General features: G+C 64.3%; 23 protein-coding genes. 9 read left to right on the top strand and 14 right to left on the bottom strand.

Annotated features, from left to right (window positions below):
* Window positions 1-94: 94 nt before the first annotated feature.
* Entirely contained in the window at window positions 95-706 is a 612-nt protein-coding gene (locus ACDK93_RS12890; RefSeq protein WP_458069139.1) for an N-acetyltransferase family protein, read from the bottom strand.
* 187 nt (window positions 707-893) lie between these two features.
* Between ACDK93_RS12890 and ACDK93_RS12885 the strand changes: the two genes are divergently transcribed.
* A complete protein-coding gene (locus ACDK93_RS12885; protein ID WP_458069138.1) occupies window positions 894-1,289 on the top strand; it encodes an MmcQ/YjbR family DNA-binding protein in 396 nt (131 codons plus the stop codon).
* Window positions 1,286-1,678: a VOC family protein gene (locus ACDK93_RS12880; protein WP_458069136.1), complete on the top strand. Its 393-nt coding sequence runs from the start codon at window positions 1,286-1,288 to the stop codon at window positions 1,676-1,678. The genes ACDK93_RS12885 and ACDK93_RS12880 overlap by 4 nt, the downstream gene beginning before the upstream one ends.
* Before the next feature lie 18 nt (window positions 1,679-1,696).
* Here the strand turns inward: ACDK93_RS12880 and ACDK93_RS12875 are convergent, their stop codons facing one another.
* From ACDK93_RS12875 to ACDK93_RS12835, 9 genes are all read right to left on the bottom strand, one after another.
* Window positions 1,697-2,818: a sulfate/molybdate ABC transporter ATP-binding protein gene (locus ACDK93_RS12875; protein ID WP_458069134.1), complete on the bottom strand. Its 1,122-nt coding sequence runs from the start codon at window positions 2,816-2,818 to the stop codon at window positions 1,697-1,699.
* Between the two features lie 23 nt (window positions 2,819-2,841).
* Complete coding sequence (gene cysW, locus ACDK93_RS12870; protein WP_458069133.1) at window positions 2,842-3,717, bottom strand: sulfate ABC transporter permease subunit CysW; 876 nt, start codon at window positions 3,715-3,717, stop codon at window positions 2,842-2,844.
* Window positions 3,714-4,538, bottom strand: coding sequence for a sulfate ABC transporter permease subunit CysT (cysT, locus tag ACDK93_RS12865; protein WP_458069131.1), 825 nt, complete (start codon window positions 4,536-4,538; stop codon window positions 3,714-3,716). The genes cysW and cysT overlap by 4 nt, the downstream gene beginning before the upstream one ends.
* 5 nt (window positions 4,539-4,543) lie before the next feature.
* The gene (locus ACDK93_RS12860) at window positions 4,544-5,542 is read right to left on the bottom strand and encodes a sulfate ABC transporter substrate-binding protein (RefSeq protein WP_458069129.1); all 999 of its coding nucleotides are present in this window, start codon (window positions 5,540-5,542) and stop codon (window positions 4,544-4,546) included.
* 154 nt (window positions 5,543-5,696) lie between these two features.
* Window positions 5,697-5,840, bottom strand: coding sequence for a hypothetical protein (locus ACDK93_RS12855; RefSeq protein ID WP_458069128.1), 144 nt, complete (start codon window positions 5,838-5,840; stop codon window positions 5,697-5,699).
* 118 nt (window positions 5,841-5,958) lie between these two features.
* A complete protein-coding gene (locus ACDK93_RS12850) occupies window positions 5,959-6,330 on the bottom strand; it encodes a GDSL-type esterase/lipase family protein (protein WP_458069126.1) in 372 nt (123 codons plus the stop codon).
* Between the two features lie 231 nt (window positions 6,331-6,561).
* Entirely contained in the window at window positions 6,562-7,470 is a 909-nt protein-coding gene (locus tag ACDK93_RS12845) for a cation diffusion facilitator family transporter (protein ID WP_458069125.1), read from the bottom strand.
* A gap of 63 nt (window positions 7,471-7,533) precedes the next feature.
* Window positions 7,534-8,046 carry a Slp family lipoprotein gene (locus ACDK93_RS12840; RefSeq protein ID WP_458069124.1) on the bottom strand — a complete coding sequence of 171 codons (513 nt, stop codon included), beginning with the start codon at window positions 8,044-8,046 and terminating at the stop codon, window positions 7,534-7,536.
* Between the two features lie 153 nt (window positions 8,047-8,199).
* The gene (locus ACDK93_RS12835; RefSeq protein ID WP_458069122.1) at window positions 8,200-9,147 is read right to left on the bottom strand and encodes a 23S rRNA (adenine(2030)-N(6))-methyltransferase RlmJ; all 948 of its coding nucleotides are present in this window, start codon (window positions 9,145-9,147) and stop codon (window positions 8,200-8,202) included.
* A gap of 100 nt (window positions 9,148-9,247) precedes the next feature.
* Between ACDK93_RS12835 and ACDK93_RS12830 the strand changes: the two genes are divergently transcribed.
* From ACDK93_RS12830 to ACDK93_RS12810, 5 genes are all read left to right on the top strand, one after another.
* Window positions 9,248-9,685: a hypothetical protein gene (locus ACDK93_RS12830; RefSeq protein ID WP_458069121.1), complete on the top strand. Its 438-nt coding sequence runs from the start codon at window positions 9,248-9,250 to the stop codon at window positions 9,683-9,685.
* Between the two features lie 98 nt (window positions 9,686-9,783).
* Window positions 9,784-11,508 carry a copper resistance system multicopper oxidase gene (locus tag ACDK93_RS12825; RefSeq protein WP_458069119.1) on the top strand — a complete coding sequence of 575 codons (1,725 nt, stop codon included), beginning with the start codon at window positions 9,784-9,786 and terminating at the stop codon, window positions 11,506-11,508.
* Complete coding sequence (locus ACDK93_RS12820) at window positions 11,505-12,623, top strand: copper resistance protein B (RefSeq protein WP_458069118.1); 1,119 nt, start codon at window positions 11,505-11,507, stop codon at window positions 12,621-12,623. Before ACDK93_RS12825 ends, ACDK93_RS12820 begins: the two co-directional genes overlap by 4 nt.
* A 78-nt stretch (window positions 12,624-12,701) precedes the next feature.
* On the top strand, window positions 12,702-13,010 hold the full coding sequence (locus ACDK93_RS12815; RefSeq protein WP_458069116.1) for a hypothetical protein: 309 nt from the start codon (window positions 12,702-12,704) through the stop codon (window positions 13,008-13,010).
* A 141-nt stretch (window positions 13,011-13,151) separates the two neighbouring features.
* Window positions 13,152-16,055 (top strand): diguanylate cyclase, encoded by a 2,904-nt coding sequence (locus ACDK93_RS12810; protein WP_458069114.1) that lies wholly within the window; start codon window positions 13,152-13,154, stop codon window positions 16,053-16,055.
* Window positions 16,056-16,079: 24 nt separating this feature from the next.
* Here ACDK93_RS12810 and ACDK93_RS12805 read toward each other — a convergent pair whose 3' ends face one another.
* From ACDK93_RS12805 to ACDK93_RS12790, 4 genes are all read right to left on the bottom strand, one after another.
* Window positions 16,080-17,009: a DMT family transporter gene (locus ACDK93_RS12805; RefSeq protein WP_458069112.1), complete on the bottom strand. Its 930-nt coding sequence runs from the start codon at window positions 17,007-17,009 to the stop codon at window positions 16,080-16,082.
* A 117-nt stretch (window positions 17,010-17,126) separates the two neighbouring features.
* Window positions 17,127-19,298: an AsmA family protein gene (locus tag ACDK93_RS12800; protein ID WP_458069110.1), complete on the bottom strand. Its 2,172-nt coding sequence runs from the start codon at window positions 19,296-19,298 to the stop codon at window positions 17,127-17,129.
* Between the two features lie 148 nt (window positions 19,299-19,446).
* Entirely contained in the window at window positions 19,447-20,040 is a 594-nt protein-coding gene (locus ACDK93_RS12795) for a class I SAM-dependent methyltransferase (protein ID WP_458069109.1), read from the bottom strand.
* A gap of 94 nt (window positions 20,041-20,134) precedes the next feature.
* The gene (locus tag ACDK93_RS12790; protein ID WP_458069107.1) at window positions 20,135-21,088 is read right to left on the bottom strand and encodes a peptidylprolyl isomerase; all 954 of its coding nucleotides are present in this window, start codon (window positions 21,086-21,088) and stop codon (window positions 20,135-20,137) included.
* Window positions 21,089-21,246: 158 nt separating this feature from the next.
* Here ACDK93_RS12790 and ACDK93_RS12785 point away from each other — a divergent pair, with 158 nt between their 5' ends.
* Together ACDK93_RS12785 and ACDK93_RS12780 are read left to right on the top strand one after the other, a co-directional pair.
* Window positions 21,247-21,612: a PadR family transcriptional regulator gene (locus tag ACDK93_RS12785; RefSeq protein ID WP_458069105.1), complete on the top strand. Its 366-nt coding sequence runs from the start codon at window positions 21,247-21,249 to the stop codon at window positions 21,610-21,612.
* Window positions 21,609-22,595 (top strand): sensor domain-containing protein, encoded by a 987-nt coding sequence (locus ACDK93_RS12780; RefSeq protein ID WP_458069103.1) that lies wholly within the window; start codon window positions 21,609-21,611, stop codon window positions 22,593-22,595. Before ACDK93_RS12785 ends, ACDK93_RS12780 begins: the two co-directional genes overlap by 4 nt.
* The last annotated feature ends 4 nt before the right edge of the window (window positions 22,596-22,599 follow it).

Here is a 22,599-nt window from a genome sequence, read left to right as displayed (position 1 = left end):
GCGTGCCGACGGCAGCCGGCTGGGTCGGCGTGAACGGATGCGGGTAAACGCCGCAGAACAGTGGCCCGTAATCGGTGAGACGAACGGGCGCTTTCTAGGCCAGGCGCAGCACGATCTGCGCCACGCCCGGCTCGTTGTCCATCCGGCGGCGGACAAAACCCAGCGCCTTGCACAGGTCGAGCATCGGCCGGTTTTCCAGCAGCACATAGCCCCAGATTTCGGCGAGACCGCGGCGGCGGCAGTCGTCGACCAGCCTCTGCATCAGCAAGGCGCCCAGACCGAGGCGGGTCCAGCTTTTTTCCACCAGTACGGAGAACTCGGCGCTGTCAGCCGCTTCGTCCACGTAGACGCGGCCGACGCCGCGGATTTCGCCGGGGACCACGGTCTCATCCACCAGCACCAGCGCAGTTTCGATACTGGGGTCGATGTGGCACAGGCGCTGCGCCATCGGCGTAGGCAGCTCGGACATGGCGTGCAGGAAGCGGCGGCGCACGTCTTCCGGCGACAGGCGCAGGAAGCAGCGTTGAAGCGCTTCGATATCGTTGTGCCGGATGCTGCGCAGGTGGAGATTGCGGCCGTCCTGGATGGAAACCAGCTCACCGGAAGTTTCCGGCACCAGGCGCGGCGCAAAGCGCTCGCGCGCGGGCGGGCGCAGAGAGGCCTCGTCGGGCGGCGTGGCAAAGTCGATGGCGGGTAGCGGCAACATTTCCATACTCTAGCGTATTTGGTGCGACGCAACATGAATGGAGTGCCGCGGCAGCAGCGCTTTCCAAGCGGCTATTCGCCAGGGCTGCGTATCCGTGTGGATGGTGGGTCAGCCATCCTCGGCGAAGTGCTGGCGCTGCCTGCACAATGCGCCTATCCAGAAATTTCCGCACGGGTAGAGCAAGCGCATGCACCACACCATCGGAATGACTGCGCGGCAGCTGGAAGCGTTTTGCGGGCACTGGCCCGGCGTGTCGCGTGACATCAAATGGGAAACCAGCCTCGTCCTCAGCGTTGGCGGCAAGATGTTTGCCATGACGCCGGCTGATGGCAGCGATGGTGGGCGCCTCTCGTGCAAGGCGGACAACGCGCGTTTTCTGGAGCTGACCGATCAGCCGGGTATCATGCCCGCCCCGTACCTGGCGCGCGCCGGGTGGATCACCATCGTCGAGCCGCAGCGATTTGCCACGGCCGAGCTGGAGAACTTCATCCGTGATGCGTATCTGCTGGTGCGCGCACGGCTGACCAAAAAACTGCAGGCAGAGCTCGCTGCGCTGCCCATCACCAAGGCGAACAAAACATGACGCAACACCTGGTCGCACTCGCGCTGCTGGTCAACGACTACGACGAGGCGATCGCCTGGTACACCCGCGCGCTGGGTTTCGACCTGATCGAAGACACCGACATGGGTCACGGCAAGCGCTGGGTGCTGCTGGCACCGCCGGGCTCGACCGAAACGCGACTGCTGCTGGCCAAGGCCAAAGGTGACGAGCAGGCCTCGCGCGTGGGCAACCAGACCGGCGGCCGCGTGTTCCTGCTGCTGCATACCGACGACTTTGAACGTGACTGGCGGCGCATGCGCACCGAAGGCGTGCACTTTCGCGAAGAGCCGCGGCATGAAGCCTACGGCACCGTTGCGGTGTTCGAGGATCTGTACGGCAACGGCTGGGATCTGCTGGAGTTGAAAAAGTAGCCTGAGCTCCAACGCGGTCTACGCAAGCGTTGCGTTGTTCGCTGGCCAAACCCAGCGATCCTGCACGGCAGCGTCATCGCCTGCTTTATCCATCGCAAATACCACCGCGCTGCGCGGCGCCACGCGCAGGTCGGCGCCCGGTTGCAGGCCAAGTCTGGCGACGTCTTCGCCGGCGATGTCGGCTTCCAGCGTGTGGTCGATCGAGGGCACGTAAAGCTCCAGATGCGCCACACTGCCGGCCAGATAGATGTGGCGCAGGCGGGCGGTCCAGGCGCTCTGGTTTTCGGGCACGTCCAGAGACAGATGCTCGGGGCGCACATAGGCCACGGCATTGCCGTAGCGTCCATTCCACGGATCGCCGTCAAGCGTCCATTCGCCTGCGCCGAGTTGGCCGCCGGTGCGCGTCAGCGGCAGCTTGTTGACCTTGCCGATGAACTCGCAGACGAAGGGCGTGGCCGGCTGCTGGTAGATCGCCTCGGGCGTGCCGACCTGTTCGATGCGGCCGCGGTTCATCACGGCGACGCGATCGGCCAGCTCCAGCGCTTCTTCCTGATCGTGGGTGACGAAAATGGTGGTGAGCTTGAGCTCTTCGTGCAGCTGCCGCAGCCAGCGGCGCAGGGTGAGGCGAACCTGGGCATCGAGCGCACCGAAGGGTTCGTCGAGCAGCAGCAGGCTGGGCTCCACCGCCAGCGCGCGCGCCAGTGCGACGCGCTGGCGCTGGCCGCCGGAGAGCTGGGTCGGATAGCGGTGGCCGTAGCCATCGAGCTGCACGCGCTTCAGCAGTTGCGCGACGCGTTCGGCAATGACCGCCTTCGACGGCCTGAGCTTGCGCCTGCGCACGCGCAGCCCGAAGGCGACGTTCTCGGCGACCGTGAGGTGCCGGAACAGCGCGTAGTGTTGGAACACCAGGCCGATCTTGCGCTCGCGCGCTGGCGCGGCCAGAAAGTTCTGGCCGTCCAGATCGACGCCGCCGCTATCGGGGTAATCGAGTCCTGCAAGGATGCGCAGCAGCGTAGTCTTGCCCGAGCCGGACGGGCCGAGCAGCGCCAGGAATTCGCCCGGCGCGATCGACAGGCTGACGTCGTCCAGCGCGGCGAAGTCGGGAAAGCGCCGGCTCAGATGGGAAAGTTCGAGGGTCATCGTTGTCTCAGTGTGCGCGGCATCTAATGACCGCCAGGCGCATGCGCGGCAATCTCGTCGCCGTAGCGCCATTCCAGCAGCGTCTTGATCGCCAGCGTCAGCAGCGCCAGCAGCGCGAGCAGCGACGCAACGGCGAAGGCGCCGACATAGTCGTATTCGTTGTAACGCATCTCTACCTCCAGCGGCATGGTGGTGGTCAGTCCGCGGATATGTCCCGATACGACGGACACGGCGCCGAACTCGCCCATCGCCCGGGCATTGCACAACAGCACGCCGTACAGCAGCGCCCAGCGGATATTGGGCAGGGTGACACGGAAAAACATTTGCCAGCCACTCGCGCCAAGCACCCGCGCCGCTTCCTCCTCGTCGCTGCCCTGTGCCTGCATCAGCGGAATCAGCTCGCGCGCAATGAAGGGCAACGTGATGAAAATGGTCGCCAGCACCAGCCCCGGCACGGCAAAGATGATCTTGACGTGGTGCGCCTGCAGCCAGGGTCCGAACCAGCCCTGCGCACCGAACAGCAGCACGTAGACCAGGCCGGAAATTATCGGCGAGATCGAAAACGGCAGGTCAATGAACGCGCCGAGCAGCGCCTTGCCGCGAAACTCAAAGCGTGCCATCGCCCATGCCGCGGCGATGCCGAACACGATATTCAGCGGTACGGCGATCGCGGCCACCAGCAGGGTCAGTCGAATCGCGGACAGCGCCTCCGGCTGCTTGATGGTCGAAAGATAGGCATGCATGCCCTGCTGAAACGCCTCGACGAACACCACGCTCAGCGGCAGCACCAGAAACACGGCGAGAAACATCACGGCGGCCAGGATCAGCAGCGCGCGGCCGATCTTGCGTGGCCAATGCGGCTTGCGCTTGTGCAGGATGTTGGGCGCGGAAAGTGTCATCGCGTCTGCTCCGCCCAGCGCCGGCTCCAGCGCTGCAGCAGCGAGATGACCATGAGAAGCATGAACGAGGCGATCAGCATCACCATGCCGAGCGCTGCCGCGCCGGCGTAGTCGAACTCTTCGAGCTTCTCCACGATCAGCAGCGGCGCGATCTCCGAGCGCATCGGGATGTTGCCGGCGATGAAGATCACCGAACCGTATTCGCCCACGGCACGGGCCAGGGCCAGCGCGAAGCCGGTCAGCAGGGTAGGGAACAGCACCGGCAGGATCACCCGGAAAAAGGTTTGTCCGTGCGAGGCGCCCAGGCTTTCGGCGGCTTCTTCCACATCACGATCGAGCGATTCCAGCACCGGCTGCAGGGTGCGCACGACGAAAGGAAAGCCCACGAACACCATCGCCAGAATCACGCCCGGCGGCGCATACGCTATCTGGATACCGTGCGGCACCAGCCACTGCCCGAGCCAGCCGTTGGGTGCGTAAAGTGCGGTCAGGGCAATACCGGCGACCGCGGTAGGCAAGGCAAAGGGCAGGTCAACCAGCGCATCGAGAAGTCGCCGCCCCGGAAAGCGGTATCGCACCAGCACCCAGGCGACCAGCAGACCGACGAAGGCGTTGACCACGGCCGCAAACGTCGCGCCGACAAAGCTCAGCCTGAGCGCGGCGAACGTGCGCGGTGAACTGAGCAGTCGGATAAGACCGTGCAGGCCGATGCCGGAGGCTTTCCAAGCCAGCGCCGCCAGCGGCAGCAGCACGATCAGGCCCAGATACGCCAGCGCATAACCCAGACTGAGCCCGAAGCCGGGCAGGATGCGCCGACGCATGCGTATCAGCGCCCCGGGCCGATCTGGTCGAAGATCGCGCCATCGGCAAAGAACTTTGCCTGCGCCTTGCGCCAGTCGCCGAACACCTCGGTGATGGTGAAGGTGTTGACCTTGGGAAACTGCGTCGCAAACTGCGCGGACACGGCGGCCAGGCGCGGGCGATAGAAGTTCCTGGCTTCGATGGCCTGTCCCTTGGGCGAATAGAGAAACTTCACGTAAGCCTCGGCGACGGCGCGCGCACCGTGCGCGTCGACGTTGCTGTCCACTACGGCGACCGGCGGCTCGGCCAGAATGCTGATCGACGGCACCACGATATCGAACGTGCCTTTGCCCATGCGCTGCTGTGCCATCAGCGCCTCGCTTTCCCAGGCTACCAGCACATCTCCGACGCCGCGTTGGGCGAAGGTATTGGTGGCGCCGCGCGCGCCGGCATCGAGCACCGGCACATGCTGGTACAGCGCCTGCACATACGCTTTTGCCTTCGCCTCGTTGCCACCGGGCTGCTTCAGCGCGTAGCCCCAGGCCGCGAGAAAATTCCAGCGTGCCCCGCCGGAGGTCTTCGGATTCGGGGTGATGACCTGCACGCCGGGCTTGATCAGATCGGCCCAGTCCTTGATGCCCTTGGGATTGCCCTTGCGCACCAGGAAGACGATGGTCGAGGTATAGGGCGATGCGTTGTCGGACAGGCGCGCCTGCCAGTTTTTCGCCAGCAGGCCGTGATCGGCGATCGCATCGATGTCGTAGGCCAGAGCAAGCGTGACGATATCGGCCGGCAGGCCGTCCACCACCGAGCGCGCCTGCTTGCCCGAGCCGCCGTGCGACATCTGCACGGTCACATCGTCGCCGTGCTGGGCCTTCCACTGCGCCGCGAATGCGGTGTTGATGTCGCGATACAGCTCGCGCGTCGGATCGTAGGACACGTTCAGCAGCGTCACGTCTCCCGCCTGCACGGCCGCCGCCGACAGCGTGCCGAGCATGGCCAACAGCATTCCCAGTTTTTTCATGGTCGGTGTTTCCCTTGGGCGGATCGACTGATCAGCGTAGCCAGCGCGCGGTCTGCCACAAAATGGGCAGATGCCATCTGTTTATACCCGATCGTTATACCGGGTGGCTGAAGAAACTTGCGTGGGGGATGCCGCGTGGCGCTTATTTTTCGCGCTACTGCGCGAGCGCCTGATCGATGGCGCGCTGCGCCAGCGGCGCCATCACGGCGTAGCCGGCGGCGTTCGGGTGCAGGCCATCGAATGAGAGATTTCTCTTCATCGAATGGTTTGCATCAAGCAGGGCGGAGTAATAATCCACATAAGTGAAATGCTGTTTCCGCGCGTGAGACTTGATCCACTTTATTGAGTTCTAGAATTTTTTGCGGCGGGTGCGCCGTTGTCTGAGTTGGAATCAAAAAATTACTTACAGGCGTAAGTCAACTCGCGATCACTTTGATACCGTTGGCCCACGCCAGTTCGGCCATGGAGGTGAGATTGCCTTCGATTGTGGTCAGTGCTGCGGGTTTCGGCGTGGTGGCGAGGTCGTTGACTCCACAGAGTAGCACCACGACGCGCGGATGGAGGCCGATAACGTCTTGTCGAAAACGTAGCAGCATTTGCGATGTTGTTTGGCCGCCGATGCCGCGATTTATGTACGGCTTGCCGGGGAAAAATACGTCTGCGCTGTGGCCCCACAGATCAGTGATCGAATCGCCCATGAAGACGACTCGTGTTTTGCCTTGTTTGCGTGGAGCGACACCGGCGTTCTGCTTTTGGTAGTAGCCAAGTTGGGGCCAGTCGGCGAGCAACTTTTCATCGGCCTGAAATTTTTGTTTAACGACTGGGGCAACGACGCAGTGGTCTGCGCGAAAGTTGCGGCATTACACACGATAGCGGCGATCAGGACCAGATATTTTTTCATCGCAGTCGCTCCATCAGCACATAGCTGGCTGTGAATAAGATCGCTACTCGAACTGTCCTGTTTTCCTGCGCGCTATGTGTCGAAGTGACCATGGTTTGGCTGGTCCGATGATCGGATCTTAATCCGTGAAATCCGGCTCGAAGAAGCTCCAGCGTATGTCGGCGAACTCGGTTTTCATCGCCCGCTCGACGGTATTGATTGCCTCGATCAAACCGCGCGCGTCGGCGGTAGGCGCCATCAGCGCCTTCACCGCGACCATCACGTCGGGACCCATCTGCAGGGTGATCAGGTTCAGCACCCTGGATACCTCGGGGCGCGCTTCGAGAAACGCCATCAGCTCGGCGCGGCGCTGCGGTTCCACGCCCTGGCCGATCAGCAGCGCTTTCACTTCGATCGCCAGCAGCACCGCGACCACCACCAGCAGCGCGCCGATCGCGACCGTGCCGATGGCGTCGTAGATCATGTTGCCGGTGAGCATGGTGGCGCCGATGGAAACGGCGGCGAAGCACAGGCCGAGCAGGGCGGCCAGATCCTCGCCGAAGATCACCAGCAGCTCGCTTGAGCGCGTTTCGCGGAACCAGCGCCACAGGCTGCGCGCGCCGCGCGCCTTGTTCACTTCGACCAGGCAGCCGCGCATGGAAATGCTTTCGGCGACGATGCCGAACACCAGCACGCCCAGCGCCAGCCACGGCCACTTCAGCGGCTCGGGGTTGGTCAGCTTGTGCACGCCCTCGTACACCGAAAACATGCCGCCGACCGAGAACAGCAGGATCGCCACCAGGAACGACCAGAAGTACAGCGCACGGCCCCAGCCCAGCGGATACTCCGACGACGCCGGCCGCTTGGCCTGGCGCATGCCGAGCAGCAGCAGGCCCTGGTTGCCGCAGTCGGCGAGCGAGTGCACCGCTTCGGCCATCATCGCACCGGAGCCGGTAACGAACGCCGCCACCAGCTTGGTCACGAAAATGGCGAAGTTGGCGCCAAGGGCGAGGAAGATCGCCCGCAGCGAATTGGCATTACCCGACATGCGATGTCCTTTGATCGAAAAAGGCGCGGCGGCCGCGCCGGCGGTTCGTGGCGCTGTTCATCATCAATGGACGCCGACACCCACGCCCAGCCCGAAGCTGACGTTGTTGCGACCCTGATCCAGCTCCTTGCGCGTCCACACGTGCGACTGCGTGGCGTTGACCAGCGGGAACACGTAGTTCGCTTCGCCGACCTTGCCGGCGCGGGTGCCGTTGAGCTTGCCGCTCACCGTCATTAGCGAACCGCTCGGGTAGTCCAGCGGCTCGACGTAACCGGACAGCGCCACGATAAAGCGGCCGTTGCCGCTGTCGTTCGGCTTGGGGCGCTGCGAGTTGTCCAGCGGGTAGGCCAGCACTTCGACTTCGCTGTGGTCGGCCAGATTGGTGACGTGCACGATGCGGCCACCCCAGATCACGTCGCCGCTGGTGTAGCGCTCGGGCGTCTGCGCCACCTGCATCGGAGTCACGATCGCGGCGCCCGGTACCGGCTTGTAAATAGGCGCTGGCGCGCACGCGGCGAGCGCGATAACGGCAAGGGGGCCAAACCATCGACTGAAGCGGAAAGCATTGCGGCGCATGGTGAACTCCGTCAAACGTGTGGGAAGGTTCGAGCTGTTCGCGTTGGCGTGGTCGCATCGAACAGCCGTGCCTGAAAAGCTACAACAAGATGCGTCGGAAGAGCGTGTATCGCCCGCCATGCGATCAGTGCGCCACCGCTACGTATTACCCGTTCAGCGTGGCCGGCGCGTGCGCGGCTCCGGCGTGACCCGCGAGCGCGGCATCGGGCTGGCGACCGGCACCGCGTCGCCCTCCTGCAGCAGCCAGTCCAGCTTCCATTCGGCCGGGTGATCTTTCGACAGCAGGCGCGCCATGGCGCGCAGCGAGTCGCGCAGCACGTCGTCGAGTTTCCACGGCGCGTTCAGAATCACCATGCCCGAAGCGTTCAGCCGCAGCGGCGAGTCGTCCGGATGCACCAGCAGCTCGGCGCGCAGCACGCGCCTGGCGCCGCTGCGCGGCAGCCAGCGCAGGAACGGCTGCACCTGGCTGCGCAGCTTGATCGGGTACCAGATCGCATAGACGCCGGTGGGCCAGCGCTGCATGCACAGCTTGATCGCCTGTTCGAGCTGCTTGTATTCGGCCTCCTGCGCCTCGTACGGCGGATCGATCAGCACCAGGCCGCGTTTCTCTTTCGGCGGCAGCAGCGCTTTCAAAGCCTCGTAGCCGTTGCGCTGGTGCGTGTGGATGCGGTCGTCGCGATGGAACAGCTCGGCCAGCAGGCCGGCTTCGGTGGGATGCAGTTCGCACAGCTGGGCGCTGTCGTCGGCGCGGATCGCCTGGGCGATCTGCAGCGGCGAGCCGGGGTAGAGCTTCAGCCCGTCCTCGTTGCCGGGAATGGCCAGCACGCTGTCGAGCCAGCGGCGCAGCAGCGGCGGCAGCGCGGCGGCGTCGGCCTTGCCGCCGTGCAGGTCCGGATACAGCAGGCGCGAGATGCCGTCCTTGTATTCGCCGGTCTTGCCGGCCTCGTAGCCGTCCAAGGCATAGCGGCCGCTGCCGGCGTGCGTTTCGATCACGCAGAACGGCGTCGGCTTGCTGCGCATCGCCTCGATCAGCGCGAGCAGCACGGTGTGTTTCAGCACATCGGCGAAGTTGCCGGCGTGATAGGCGTGGCGATAATTCATGGCGATCACGGCATGCGGGGTGGACAAGTATAGGGGCGCTTGCCGTTGGAGCCTGCTTCGGCCTGTTGAGCATCGGCGGCGCAGCGCCTAAGCTTGCGCGGTGAAACGATCACTTCGCCACGTTACGCGCTCGCCATTCCTTCGGGTTCTGGCGGCGTTTGCGTGGCTGCTGCTGGTGGTTTTGCCGGTGCACGGCGAAACCATGGCGATGCACGACATGACGCCTGTCGTGAGTCAGCCGCATGCCAGTCACCCGATGGACAGCATGTCGTCAATGTCCATGGTGTCCATGCGCGGCACCGATCATTGTCATCACGCGGCGCCCGTCAAGCGTTCACTGCACGCGGAAGACTGCTGCGGCGGCAAGCACGGCCTGACCGGCAGCTGCCATTGCGCCGCCACCGCCGGCAGCGCGATGGCAGCGGTCAGCGTGATCGAGCTGCTGCCGCTGATGCCTGTAGATACCTATCCATCCGTGCGCAACGCCGCCGCGCCGGATGTCGCCCACGGTCCACCGCTGCGACCGCCGGCCGCCTGATTCTCCCTCGTCACGATAAGCCCGTTTCGCGCATGCACGCCTGCGTGCGCTCGGAATATTCGATCGGCATCGTTATCGATGCCTGCGCGGAGAGTGTCATGAAAAACCTTTTTTCTTCGGCTGCGACGGATCTTTCGCGTCGTCGCTTTGTGCAGGGCCTTGCGCTGGGCGGTGCGGCCGCTGGCCTGGGCCTGCTGCGTCCCGCCAGCGCGTGGGCGCTGATCAGCCCGGGGCCGCCGACGGTGCTCAGCGGCAGCGATTTTGCGCTGGATATTGCCGATACGCCGGTCAACATCACCGGTGCTGCTCGCCTGGCCACCACCGTCAATGGCGGTATGCCGGGCCCCGTCCTTCGCTGCAAGGAAGGCAGCGCGCTGACTCTGCGCGTGACCAATCGGCTGACGGTGCCGACCTCGATTCACTGGCACGGCATCGTGCTGCCGTATGAAATGGATGGCGTGCCGGGCATCAGCTTCGACGGTATTGCTCCCGGCGAGACGTTCGTCTACCGGTTTCCGCTGAAGCAGTCGGGCACCTACTGGTACCACTCGCACTCGCGCTTTCAGGAGCAGACGGGTGTGTACGGCGCGCTGATCGTCGATCCGATCGAGCCGGATCGCCATGCCGCCGATCGCGACTATGTCGTGCTGCTCAGCGACTGGAGCGACCAAGATCCCGAGCGCATCTACGCCACGCTGAAAAAGCACAGCGACTACTACAACCGCGCCATGCCGACGGCGCCGGACTTTGTACGCGACGTGCGCGAGCACGGCATCAGCAAGGCCTTGGCCGCGCGCAAGATGTGGAACGTCATGCGCATGAATCCGACTGATTTCAGCGACGTCTCCGCCTACACCTATACCTATCTAATGAACGGCGCAGCGCCGGCGTCCAACTGGACCGGTCTGTTTCGTCCGGGCGAAAAGATCCGGCTGCGCTTTATTAACGGCTCGTCGATGACACTGTTCGACGTGCGTATTCCGGGTTTGAAGATGACCGTGATCGCAGCCGACGGTCAGGACGTGGAGCCGGTGTCGATCGACGAATTTCGCATTGCCGTGGCGGAAACCTACGACGTGATCGTCGAGCCGCAGGAGGATCGCGCCTACACGCTGTTCGCCCAGTCGATCGACCGCAGCGGCTACGCCCGCGGCACGTTGGCGCCTCGGCCCGGCATGCAGGCGGCGGTGCCCGAGGTCGACCGCATCGTGCAGCTCGGCATGCAGGACATGATGGGCGCGATGGCGATGTCGGGTTCCGCCGATCACGGCGGCATGGCGGGGATGCGCATGGGCGAGGTGCCGGCCGTGCATCACGCGCGCACCGAATACGGCCCCGGCGTCGATATGCATGTCGACATGCCGCGCACCAATATCGACGATCCGGGCATCGGCCTGCGCGACAACGGCCGACGCGTGCTGACCTACGCCGATCTGCACACCGTCGGCGGCTCGATCGACAAACGCGAACCGAGCCGCGAGATCGAGCTGCACCTTACCGGCAATATGGAACGCTACATGTGGTCGTTCGACGGCGTGAAGTTTTCCGACGCGGCGCCGGTGCATTTTCGCCAGGGCGAGCGGCTGCGCATCGTGCTGGTCAACGACACCATGATGAATCATCCGATCCATCTGCACGGCATGTGGAGCGAGCTGGAAAATCCGCAGGGCCAATTTCAGGTGCGCAAGCACACCATCAACGTGCAGCCGGCGCAGCGCATCACCTATGCCGTGACCGCCGACGCGCCGGGACGCTGGGCGTATCACTGCCACATGCTTTATCACATGGAAGCGGGCATGTTCCGCGAAGTGGTGGTTGCATGAATTTGCGCGACTTTGTTCCGACGATGGCTTCGCGATCGTGGCTGCTGGCGGCGCTGCTGTTCGCCTGCGTTTCATCCGCGGTCGCGCAAATGGCGCCCGCGTCGTCCAGCGGCAAATCGTCATCGGACATGTCGGGCATGGATCACGACAGCATGCCCGGCATGGACATGGGCACGCCGGCGACACCGGCGAGCGCGGCGAAACCGGCCCCCGCCAAGGGCGCTCAGGCCACGCACGATATGCAGAGCATGGATGACATGCCGGGAATGGATCACGCGTCCATGCCGTCGGTTCATTCGACGCCAGCGCCAACGGCCAGCCCAGACGCAGTGCATCACGCTTCGATGCCATCAGACCCGAGCGGCGACATGTCCGGTATGCACACGGGACCGATGCAGGGCGGCAGCGCGCCGGCCAATGTGCGCAGCGCGGACTACTCCGACGGCATCGGCTACGGTCCGATGCGCGGCATGGACATGCACGACAACGCGCCGCAAAGCATGCTGCTGATCGATCAGCTGGAAGCCTTCCACAGCACGAATGCCAACGGCCAGTCCTGGGAGGCGGAAGCCTGGTACGGCAGCGATGACGACAAGCTGTGGCTGCGCACCGAAGGCGAGCGCTCTCACGGCCGGCTGGATGATGGCGATATCGAAGCGCTGTGGAATCACACCGTGGCCAGCTACTGGAGCACCCAGCTCGGTTTGCGTCAGGATCTTGGCCAGGGTCCCAACCGCGATTGGGCCGCATTCGGCGTGCAGGGTCTGGCGCCGTACTGGTTCGAGCTGGAGGCGACCGGATACGTCGGCGACGGCGGCCGCACGGCGGCGCGCTTTCGCGCCCAGTACGACGTGCTGTTCACCCAGCGGCTGATTCTGCAGCCGGAGCTTGAGGTCAACCTTTATGGGCAGTCCGATCCGGCGCGACGCATTGGCAGCGGTTTGTCGGACGCCCGGCTCGGCCTGCGTCTGCGCTACGAAATCAGCCGGCAGTTTGCGCCGTATATCGGCATCGTGTGGATGGATCGCTACGGTCGCACGGCAGACTTCCTGCGCGACGATCATCAGGGTGCGTTCGATCTGCAATGGGTGGCTGGCATACGGTTCTGGTTTTGAGCTGACGCATTGGGACGGCTGTTTCCATGGCGGGCCACATCTCATCGGAAGACTTTCACGAAGCAGGCGATCAGGCGAGTGCTCATCACAATCGTGATTCTCGTGGTGGTGGGAGCAATCGGCATCAGCGCGCACGTCTATATCGGCATCTACAAGATCGGCGCCGACGATCCGCACACGCGCCCGGTGTTTACCCTGCTGCAGACGCTGCGCAAACGCTCGATCGCCATACGCGGCGGCCGTGTGCCGGTGCCGGATCTGCAAGACGCTGCTTTGATCCGCCCAAAGGCGCCGGCCAGTACGCGGCGATGCGCGCGCAGTGGGATTCCCGCGGCGCCGGCCAGCGTTGCCGCACCGGCGTTCAAGTCCCGGCATCACCGCCACTGAAGCTTTCGACGCGGCAAATTGCTGCGCTTGGCGAGGTTTCTCGCCGCTGGGCTGCCATGAGCGGCCATGCCACAATGCGACTGAGTACGGTGAGCTGTCGGCGCCGCTTGGTATGGAAAAAGGGGCCCCGAGTCGGTGAGCATGACGCTTCGACACTTGTGGATCGTAGCCGCTGCGCTCCTCGCGCTGGCGTGCATGCCGGTGCGAGCACAGCAGTATTCCTTCCAGAGTTATGACCGCAAATCGGGTCTGGAAAGCCAGACCATCAACTGCATGCTGCAGGATCACCGCGGATTCATCTGGGCCTGCTCGGAGATGGGCCTTTATCGCTTCGACGGCACCAACTTCGTGCGCATGGGCCGCGCGGAAGGTTTCGACAAGGGCGAGTACGTCACCTCGATCGAAGAGAACGTGCATACGGGCCGGTTCTGGGTTGCCACGCAGTCGGGTCTGCGCGTCGGCGACGGCCTGCATTTCCAGAAGGTCGAGCCCGACGGCAAACCGCTGGTGGTCGACGTGGCCCGGCATCTGGTCGCGCTCGACGACGGGCGGCTGCTGCTGGTTCGCAACAATCAGCTGATGGTGGTGTCGCCGCGCCGCGCCAACGGCCAGTGGCGTCTGGCGCCGATGTTCAGCGAGGCGCAGCTGGCGCGCTTTCCGCAACTGCGCGCGATCACCACGGTTTTCCCCTACAAGGACAGCCTGTGGCTGGGTTGTGACACCACCCTGTGCGAAATCGGTGCCGATGGCCAGATCCGCATCCACGGCGCGGACGAGGGTGTGCCGGCCGATACCTGGTCGGGCATGCGGGTGGACCGACAGGGCACGCTCTGGCTGCGCGGCGTCCATCAGGTGCGCGCTCGCCCGGCCGGCAGCGCGCGTTTCATCGCGCGCGACGTACCCGACAAGGACATGGACACCGTCACCGACAACGGAACGTTCATCGAAGATCCTACCGGACACATTCTCACCCCGACCAACCACGGCCTGGCGCGCTGGAACGGCAGTGGCTGGGACGTCATCGACGCGCGCAACGGCCTGCCGGATATCGGCATCACCGCGGTACTGTTCGACCGCGAAGGCACGATGTGGCTGGGCACCTATGGGCGCGGCATCTTCCGATTGAGCAATTACGGGCTGGTCGACGGCTGGGGCCGCGGGCAGGGGCTGGACAGCGTGCCGAACTGGTCGATCCTCCGCGATGGCCAGGGCACGATGTGGTTCGGCAACGAGCTGGGCGGCAGCGTGCTGCCACGCGGACAAACCCACATGCGGCCATGGCCGGTCAGCATATCGCCGGCGCCGCGGCAGGCGCTGTCGATGGTCACGGCGCCGGACGGTGCCATCTGGATCGGCCTCTACGAACATCGGCTGTTGCGCTACGACCCGTCGAGCAAACGCACCGAGCTGGTGGCACGGCTGCCATCCTTCATCAAAGTGCTGTTTTTCGATCGGCAGGGCCGCCTGTGGATCGGCACGGTCAACGGGATTTATCACATCGATCATCCCGGCGCGCCGCTGCAGCGCGTGCCGGTGGAACAGAGCACCGACAACCAGTGCTCGGATATCGCCGAAGACAGCCACGGCTCGCTGTGGTTTGCTTGCAACGCGGGCGTGCTGCGCTACGCCGACGGGCGCTGGACGCTGATGGCGGCCACCGAGGTGAGCATGGCTTCGGGTTTTAGCGCGATTGCCATCGGTGCCGACGACAGCCTGTGGCTGGGCGCGAACGAGCCGGGCGTCTTTCGCGGCAAGGTGGCTGGCGATCAGCTGACCATCGCCGCGGTCGACGATGCCTGGTTGCGACGTTCGCTGGCGTATTTCATCCGGCGCGATCGCCGCGGCTGGATATGGGTTGGCGGCGGCGGTGGCGTGGACGTCTTCAACGGCAAGGGCTGGACGCATCTGTCGCAGGACGACGGGCTGATCTGGGATGAAACCGACCAGAACACGTTCTTCGAGGACGCCGACGGTTCGATCTGGATCGGCACGCCGGTCGGCATCAGTCATATCCTGCGGCCGGAAGACATGCTGTCGGCCAGCCCGCATACGGTGGTGATCACCTCGGTGACGCATGGCGCCACGCCGGTTGGCGAGGGCGATAGCGTGAGCATCGACGACAACCACGCGCCGCTGATCGTGCGCTACAGCCTGCTTGGTCGGGTGTCGAGCAGCGTCCCCCAGTTCCGCTACCGGCTGCAGGGCTCGGACTGGATCGAGACCTCATCGCATGTGATCAACTTCACCGGGCTGCCGTCGGGCGATTACCGGTTCGAGGTGCAGTCGATCGATGAGGATCGGCGCACGATTTCGCCCTCGGCCACTTTCAACTTTCGCATTCCCGCGCCGTGGTGGTTCGCATGGTGGACCTATCCGGTGGAGGCACTGCTGATTGCGCTGATGCTCGTGCTGGTATGGCGCTGGCGATCCCGCCTGCTGCTGAAGCAGAACCGGCGGCTGGAGGCGATGGTGGCCAAGCGTACCGCGGAGTTGACCGAAGAGAAGCGCGAACTGGAGCTGGCCCGCGCCGAACTCTACGAGCAGGCCACGCACGACGGCCTCACCGGCTTGTACAACCGGATGGCCATTCTCGATCTGCTGGCAACGCATCTGGAGCCGGGTTCGCGCTTTTCGCCGGGTCTGGCCGTCGCGCTGATCGATGCCGATCACTTCAAGCGAATCAACGACACTTTTGGCCACCAGGCCGGGGATGCGACGCTGCAGTCCATTGCCGCGCACCTGCAGTCGTACGTGCGCGGCGGTGACCAGCTGGGCCGTTACGGCGGCGAAGAGATCCTGATGGTGCTGCCGGGCATTGGCCATATCGACGCGGAAAACCGCATCCTGCAGATCCAGCAGGCGGTCAGCAGCATTGCACACAGCTGGCACGGCGATCAGTTCCGCGTCACTCTGAGCATCGGCCTGGTCTGGGTCGGGCGCGAAACGGCAACGGTCGAGGATGTCATCCGGCGCGCGGACTTTGCGCTGTATGCCGCCAAGAGCGAGGGCCGCGATCGCGTCGTCAGCGAGGTCCTGCGCGCCTGACCGGTCATCGCAAAGCGGCGCGCGTTACTCCACCATGCCGTGACTTTCCGCCGTGCCGAGCAGCTCCGGCTGCTGCGTCGAGGTCTGCCTGCGATTGAGCAGCGGATGCACGAACACGGCCGCGAGGATCACCACCACGCCCGCGTAGAACCAGCCGTCGAGCTCGCGCTGTTCGTGCAGCAGCACGATCGCCAGCACGATCGCGTACACCGGCTCGAGGTTGGTGATCATCTGCGTGCCGAACGCGCTGATATGACGCAATGCCACCAGCGCCAGCGCGAATGGCAGCAATGTGCAGCCGAACGACAGCGCCAGCAGCATCCATGCATCGTGCAGGTTCGGCCAGACAAACGCGGCGCCGGCATGCGGAAGCAGCGGTGCCATCGCGCTGAGAAACAGTGCGCCCGTGCCCAGTTCGATGCAGGTCACTGTCAGTGGATCGCCGTGATCCACCATTCGCTTGTTGAACGAGCCGAACAGGGCCACGAACAGCGCCGACAGCACGCCAACCAGAATGCCCACGCGCATGCCGTGCGGCACGCCGCCCACCACCATGGCGACACCGGGCACCACCGCCACGCCGATAAGCAGCTCGCGCGGATCGAACTTGCGCCGCGCGACCCACGGCTCGATAAACGCCAGAAACACCGGCCCCAGCGCAATGCAGGTGGCGCCTACCGACGCGTTGGAAAGCTTGATCGCCGCGTAGAAACTCAGCCAGTGCAGCGACACCAGCACGCCGATGCCGGCATACGCCCAGCGCACCCGGGCCGGCATGGCGATCAGACCGCGCCAGACGTTCGGCAACAGCAGCAGCGCGCCGGAAACCAGCAGCATGCGCCACCACACGAGCGGCAGCGCAGGCAGGGTGATCAACTTGCCGAGGATGGCGGTAAAGCCCCATAGCACGACGCAGAAATGGATCTGCAGTCGCGCCTTGCTTGCAGCTTGCATGCGTCAGTCACACCTGGGAGGAGCAGGCATTCTAGCCGGGCGCGGGCGCGGGCGCGGGCACGGGCTGCCGGTTGGCGGGATCGGCGGCGGCATCGGGCCAGCCGCCACGGTTCTGCTCTATTTGGTTTTCTTGACCGGTCCGCTTTTGGTCGCCGCTTCGGTGGCCGGCATGGCGCTGCCGGAGTTGCGCAGCTGCTGCAGCACGTCGCGACAGGTGTTGTTGCTCTTGTCGTCATGATCGGGCGCGATCAGCGCCAGCAGCGCGGCGGCCGGCGCGGCAACGACGCCGAGAGCGACGGCTCCCGCGCCGCGCACGATCAGGGGCACCTTTTGCACGCCCACATCCGGATTTTTCAGCGTGCCCCGCGCATACAGTGGTGTGCGCAGCGAAAAGATGCGGAAGCCCTTGGTCTGCGGTCGCACGTTGAGGTCGAGCTTTTCCGTGGCAAAGTCAATGGTACCGTCGACCTTGATCACCGCGTCGTCCGTATCGAAGACGAACAGGTTCATGGTGAACAGCCCGTTCCTGGCTGTCATGTCCGACGCCGCGCAGTTGATCGGCACGGTGCGGTCGCCGAACAGCTTGCCGATGATGATGTTGCCGACGTTGAGGCCGGCCGTTTCCAGCAGCGTCTTGCTGATCGCGCCATCGTTCATCAGCAGCTTCATTTCGCCGTTCGAACTGCCGAGCAGGGCGGCGACGGAGTTACCGTGTGCGGTGAGCTTGACATCGCCATTGATTTCACCGAACGCGGTCTGCATCGGTGCAAACGTGGGGAACAGCTGCTTGAGCTTCAGATGCCGCGCGCCGATCTTTATCGTGCCCTGCAGCAGGGTCTTGCTACCGTCGAGACGGATGGTGCTCTGAACGGTGCCTCCAGCGAGGCCGAAGTTCAGTGGCGCCAGCTGCAGCACGCCGTTATCCAGCACCAGATGCGTGTTGAGCGAGTTGATCGGCAGCTTGTCGTTCTGCACGATGCGCGCGGCGCTGAAGGTGACGTCGGCATCCATCGCCTTCCAGCGATCGGTGCTGAAAGGTTCGACCGGCAGCAGCTTGTCCTTCGGCTGCACGGTCGTGTCGCCGCGCTGCTTCTTTTCCTCGTCCGAACCGCCGCCGATCAGCGGGGCCAGATCGGCGAACTGCAGCATCTGCGAAGACAGGTTGCCGCTGAGCTTGGGCCGCGCGCCGACGGTGGTGTAGAGCAGGCTGCCGCTCGTATCGCTGCCTCCGATGTGGCCATGAAAATTCTCGTAGCTGAAGCGGCTGTTGTTCTTGTGCAGCTCCGCTCTCAAGTGCCCTTCCGTCGCGTAGGGCGGCGTGTTGGGCAGCGTGACGCCGGTGATCGCATAAAGCTTGGCCATGCTGGAGCCGGAGAACCACAGCTTCAGATCGAGCGCTGCCAGGTGCACCGGGTCGGTCAAGGTGCCGACCAGGGCGATATGGCTGTCGCCGATACGTACGTCGGCCTGCACCGGAAAGGGCTGGTTGGCTTCTTGCAGCGCCAGCACGGCGCCGGTCTTTCCGTCGCCCTTGACGGCTGCGCCCTGATAACTGCCTTCGGCCTTCCAGGCGAACTGATAGCTGGTTTTTGACGCTGCCAGGGCCGCTTGGTGATCGCCCGCCGCATCGCTCGCGGTGACCTTCCTAGCGGCCTTGGACGCCGTTCCGGTTTGCGCGCCGGTCGCGGCAGATTGCTGCGCCACCAGTTGGTCGTAGGGTATGGCCTGCTGCAGTGGCGTGATGCCGACCTGCAGCTTGATCCTGCCGGCCGCATCATCCAGCGATACCTCGCCCCGATCGAAGCCGATCGAACCGAGCTGCAGATTCCACGTCGACGGCTGGCCGTTATCCTGCGGCAAGGTGAAGTCCCAGGTGGCCTGGCCCTGCTTGTTGCGCTCCAGGTCGACCGTCGGGTGCACCAGCTGCAGTGACGGCACGTCGACGGTGTGGGTGATCAACGGCAGCGGCGACAGGCGAAAACGCAGCGCGTCAAGCTGGGCGAACTGTGGTTTTGCGGCCCATGCCGGGTTGCCGATGCGGATATCGCGCGCGGTAAATTCCGGCCATGGCACCCAGGCGTGCCAGCCACCCTCGGTGGGCTCGCGGCGCCATTCGACGCTCAGGTTGCCCTGGATCGCGAAGGGACGGCCAATCGCCTGGCTGACCTTGTCGTCGATGAAGGGCTTCAGCCGGTTCCAGTCGAAGGTGGCGATCACGATGACCACCACCACGATCAGGGCCAGAATTATGCCGCCAATCCAGTTCAGCACTTTGCGACTGCGCTTCATCCATTCTTCCATCGTCTAACCCGCGACGGCGGGCGTTGCCGGGCTTGATAGCGCAGTGGATGGAAAGGTTATGTGTGCAAAGGCTGAAAATCCGTACAGGAAATCCGGCGCAGGCCAATGCCTGCCTCAATTTCCGGCGCCATCGACGTCAGGCCGCGACCTGTCGCAACCGGCGTCGGCCGATTCGGTAGACGGTGGCAGGGGGCAGATTGAACAGCACGCGGCCGATGCGAACAGCGTCAAGGTCGAGCTGTTCAAGCAGGTGATGTGGCAGCGGACAACGATGGCCGTAGGTGAACTGATAGAGCGCGCCGTCCGCGCGCAGCTGCTGATCGAATACGCCGCGGATAATTGCCGCGACCTGCTTGGGAGGCATCGACAGCAGCGGCAGGCCGCTGATCACGGCGCTGGCGCGTTCGTCGCCGAACAGCGGCGGCGTATCGCCCAGCATCGCCGCATCCATGCGCAATACCTGTGCCTGGGGATAACGCTGGCTGAGAGCATCGGCAAAGACTGGATCGGCCTCCACCAGCGCCAGACGGTGCATCGGCAGTCCGCTGGCGAGCAGGGCACGGGTGAATACGCCGGTGCCCGGACCCAACTCGATCACCGGGCCATGCCGCTGGTTGACGTGGCGCGTCATCAGCCGCGCGAGTGACGGTCCCGACGGCGCCACGGCGCCAACGCTGCGAGGCGCTCGCAGCCACGCCCGCCAGAAGCTAAAGGTCTCGCTCAACAGCATCAGGCTTCCCGTTCAACGCGATGTCACGTGTGCAGGCAAATCCGCAAGCCCTTCAACTTAGCTGATGACGCTGAATAAAATGTTGCAACGATCCTCAACGTTTGGTCGCGGAAGCCGACGGGATGTCGCGCATCGGCACATCGATGCTGCAGATGTCGATCTTGCCGGCGGGCACGGTATAGAACGCATCGCGCCGGTTGCGCTTGGCGTCGACCAGCGCCGCGAAGGTCTTGCTGTCGGTGCGCAGCACTTCGATTGACGGTCGCTGCGCTGGCGGGAGATCGGCCGCCAGTCGCACGGACCGGATGGTGACCTGCTGCGACGGCTTGTCGTAGAAACCCATCGGACCCGTGCCGCGCGGCAGGCTCGACAGCAGCGGCATGCCGTCGAGCACGCGGCCGATCACGGCGAGGTTGCGATCGAGCCGACGCGGCGCCTGGCCAATGACCGCATACAGCGCGCTACCGTTGCCGGTGTCCGCGCCGCTATCGCGGCCTACGCCGACCATGCCGTAGCAGTGCGTCAGCCACTCTTGGCCGCTGGCAGGATCGCGCGCGACCGGAAAGCCTTCGGAAAAGCCCACCTCCGGCGCATAGACGTCGCCGTCGGCCAATGGGGTCCACGGCAGTTTCCGGTCGATCGGACGAGTGAACTCCGGCGCGACCGTCGCCTTGGCTTTGCCCAGCGATCGGATGCTGGCTTTGTTGCCGTTGTCGTCACCGGCCGGGTCATCCCACTGCGTAACGAAATTGTCCTGCACGCGCACGATCGCCAGCCCGTCGAAATAATGCTGGCGTATCAGCATGCGGATATTGGCCGCGTGCAGCGGCGTGAAATCCGGCGCCAGCTCGATCAGCACGCGGCCACTGGCGAGCTGCATGACCACCAGATTTTCCGGATTCGGCTTGCGCCATTCGAGCGGTGTGGACTTGGCCAGCAGCTGCGGTGCGGTGAGCGTCGGCGTGGCTTGATCTTGCTGGGCCAGCGCGGGCAGGGCGACTAAAGCGCCCGCCAAAACGGCAGTGGCGAGGTGGTGGCGACGGATCATGGCGTTCCCCTTCATGGCTGATCAGCTCAGCGCTCAACTTAGCAGAGCCGGGCCAGCGATTTAACGAAACACGTCCCGGGCATGACTTCAGGCCCATGCACTACTACTAACCAAGTACTACTGTTTACTCACGACTATGCAGCCGTGCAGGTAACTCCGTGGATGACATCGCCAGCCAGTTGAAGAAATTCCAGAAAGAGCTTTCCAGCGGCACCGTTTCGCTGGTGCTCCTGGCTGTGCTCGCGCAGTCGCGACAGCCGATGTACGGCTATCAGATCGCCAAGCGGCTGGAGGAAATTGGCGAGGGCGTGCTGGCGGGCAAGCAGAGCGCGCTGTATCCGGTGCTGCGCAATCTCGAGGCGGCGGGCCTTCTTTCCAGCGAGGTCGAGCCGTCGGTCAGCGGGCCGCCGCGTCGTTATTACCGCATCACCAAACCGGGGCGCGAGGTGCTGCGCGAGTGGGTCGCGGCATGGAACGCCACCCGCGATTCCGTCGATAACGTTTTGCAAGGAGGGATGTCATGAACTCGTCGTCAGAAAGCCGGTCGTCAGAAAGCCGATCGCCAGAAAGCGGGTCGTCAGCAGGCGCACCGCGCACGATCGTCGAATATCTCAATCAACTGCGCGCCGCGTTGCGCGGTGCCGATCCCGCGCTGATCCAGGATGCGCTGTACGACGCCGAGGAGCATCTGCGCGCCGAACTGGCCGATCAGCCGGGCCGCGATGAGGCGACCATGCTGCAGCACGTCGTGGGCAGCTACGGTGCACCCGGCGAAGTGGCCGATATCTATCGCGATCAGGAAATAAAGATCCAGCGGGCGATTCGACCGCCGCCCGTGCCGCGGCGACGGTCGCTGGCGGGACGATTCTTCGGCGTGGCGGCTGACCCGCGGACCTATGGCGCGCTCTTTTACATGCTGCTGTCCCTGGCCACCGGCAGCCTCTACTTCAGCTGGGCGGTGCTTGGCCTCTCGCTGTCGCTCAGTTTGGCGATCTTGATCATCGGCATTCCCTTCATCGTGCTGTTTTTCAGCAGCGTGCGCGGCTTGTCGCTACTGGAAGGACGCACGGTCGAAGCACTGCTCGGCGTACGCATGCCACGGCGACCGGCCTATCCCGCGCAGGCCGGCCAATCGTTGTTCAAGCGCATAGGCGCCATGTTCACCGATGGGCGAACCTGGACCACGTTGTTTTACATGCTGCTGATGCTGCCGCTGGGCATCGTTTATTTCACTCTGGCCGTGACCCTGCTGGCAGTGTCGTTGCTGCTTTTGCTCGCACCGATAGCACTGGCGCTGCAAGATGCCGGTCTCGCCCATCTTTTCGTCGACAGCCAGCTGACGGTGGATTGGGGTTTCGGCGCGCATGTGCCGGCTTGGCGCGAGGCGATTGCCATGTCCGTGATCGGCTTCCTGCTTATCTTCATCGCGCTTCACCTCGTGCGCGGCCTGGGCAAGCTGCATGGTCAGCTTGCCAAGCATTTGCTTGTGCAGCGATCGTTCGACTGAAGTC

Source organism: Rhodanobacter sp. BL-MT-08, assembly GCF_054161255.1.
This window is presented reverse-complemented; position numbering and strand designations above follow the sequence as displayed.

Bases quoted from the DNA above. Each gene is read 5' to 3' on its own strand.
- ACDK93_RS12790 (WP_458069107.1), bottom strand. From the start codon at position 21,088: ATGATCCGTCGCCACCACCTCGCCACTGCCGTTTTGGCGGGCGCTTTA.
- ACDK93_RS12805 (WP_458069112.1), bottom strand. From the start codon at position 17,009: ATGCAAGCTGCAAGCAAGGCGCGACTGCAGATCCATTTCTGCGTCGTG.
- ACDK93_RS12860 (WP_458069129.1), bottom strand. From the start codon at position 5,542: ATGAAAAAACTGGGAATGCTGTTGGCCATGCTCGGCACGCTGTCGGCG.
- ACDK93_RS12780 (WP_458069103.1), top strand. From the start codon at position 21,609: ATGAACTCGTCGTCAGAAAGCCGGTCGTCAGAAAGCCGATCGCCAGAA.
- ACDK93_RS12820 (WP_458069118.1), top strand. From the start codon at position 11,505: ATGAATTTGCGCGACTTTGTTCCGACGATGGCTTCGCGATCGTGGCTG.
- ACDK93_RS12825 (WP_458069119.1), top strand. From the start codon at position 9,784: ATGAAAAACCTTTTTTCTTCGGCTGCGACGGATCTTTCGCGTCGTCGC.
- ACDK93_RS12880 (WP_458069136.1), top strand. From the start codon at position 1,286: ATGACGCAACACCTGGTCGCACTCGCGCTGCTGGTCAACGACTACGAC.
- ACDK93_RS12810 (WP_458069114.1), top strand. From the start codon at position 13,152: ATGACGCTTCGACACTTGTGGATCGTAGCCGCTGCGCTCCTCGCGCTG.
- ACDK93_RS12890 (WP_458069139.1), bottom strand. From the start codon at position 706: ATGTTGCCGCTACCCGCCATCGACTTTGCCACGCCGCCCGACGAGGCC.
- ACDK93_RS12845 (WP_458069125.1), bottom strand. From the start codon at position 7,470: ATGTCGGGTAATGCCAATTCGCTGCGGGCGATCTTCCTCGCCCTTGGC.
- ACDK93_RS12885 (WP_458069138.1), top strand. From the start codon at position 894: ATGCACCACACCATCGGAATGACTGCGCGGCAGCTGGAAGCGTTTTGC.
- ACDK93_RS12835 (WP_458069122.1), bottom strand. From the start codon at position 9,147: ATGAATTATCGCCACGCCTATCACGCCGGCAACTTCGCCGATGTGCTG.
- cysT (WP_458069131.1), bottom strand. From the start codon at position 4,538: ATGCGTCGGCGCATCCTGCCCGGCTTCGGGCTCAGTCTGGGTTATGCG.
- cysW (WP_458069133.1), bottom strand. From the start codon at position 3,717: ATGACACTTTCCGCGCCCAACATCCTGCACAAGCGCAAGCCGCATTGG.
- ACDK93_RS12800 (WP_458069110.1), bottom strand. From the start codon at position 19,298: ATGAAGCGCAGTCGCAAAGTGCTGAACTGGATTGGCGGCATAATTCTG.
- ACDK93_RS12840 (WP_458069124.1), bottom strand. From the start codon at position 8,046: ATGCGCCGCAATGCTTTCCGCTTCAGTCGATGGTTTGGCCCCCTTGCC.
- ACDK93_RS12875 (WP_458069134.1), bottom strand. From the start codon at position 2,818: ATGACCCTCGAACTTTCCCATCTGAGCCGGCGCTTTCCCGACTTCGCC.
- ACDK93_RS12795 (WP_458069109.1), bottom strand. From the start codon at position 20,040: ATGCTGTTGAGCGAGACCTTTAGCTTCTGGCGGGCGTGGCTGCGAGCG.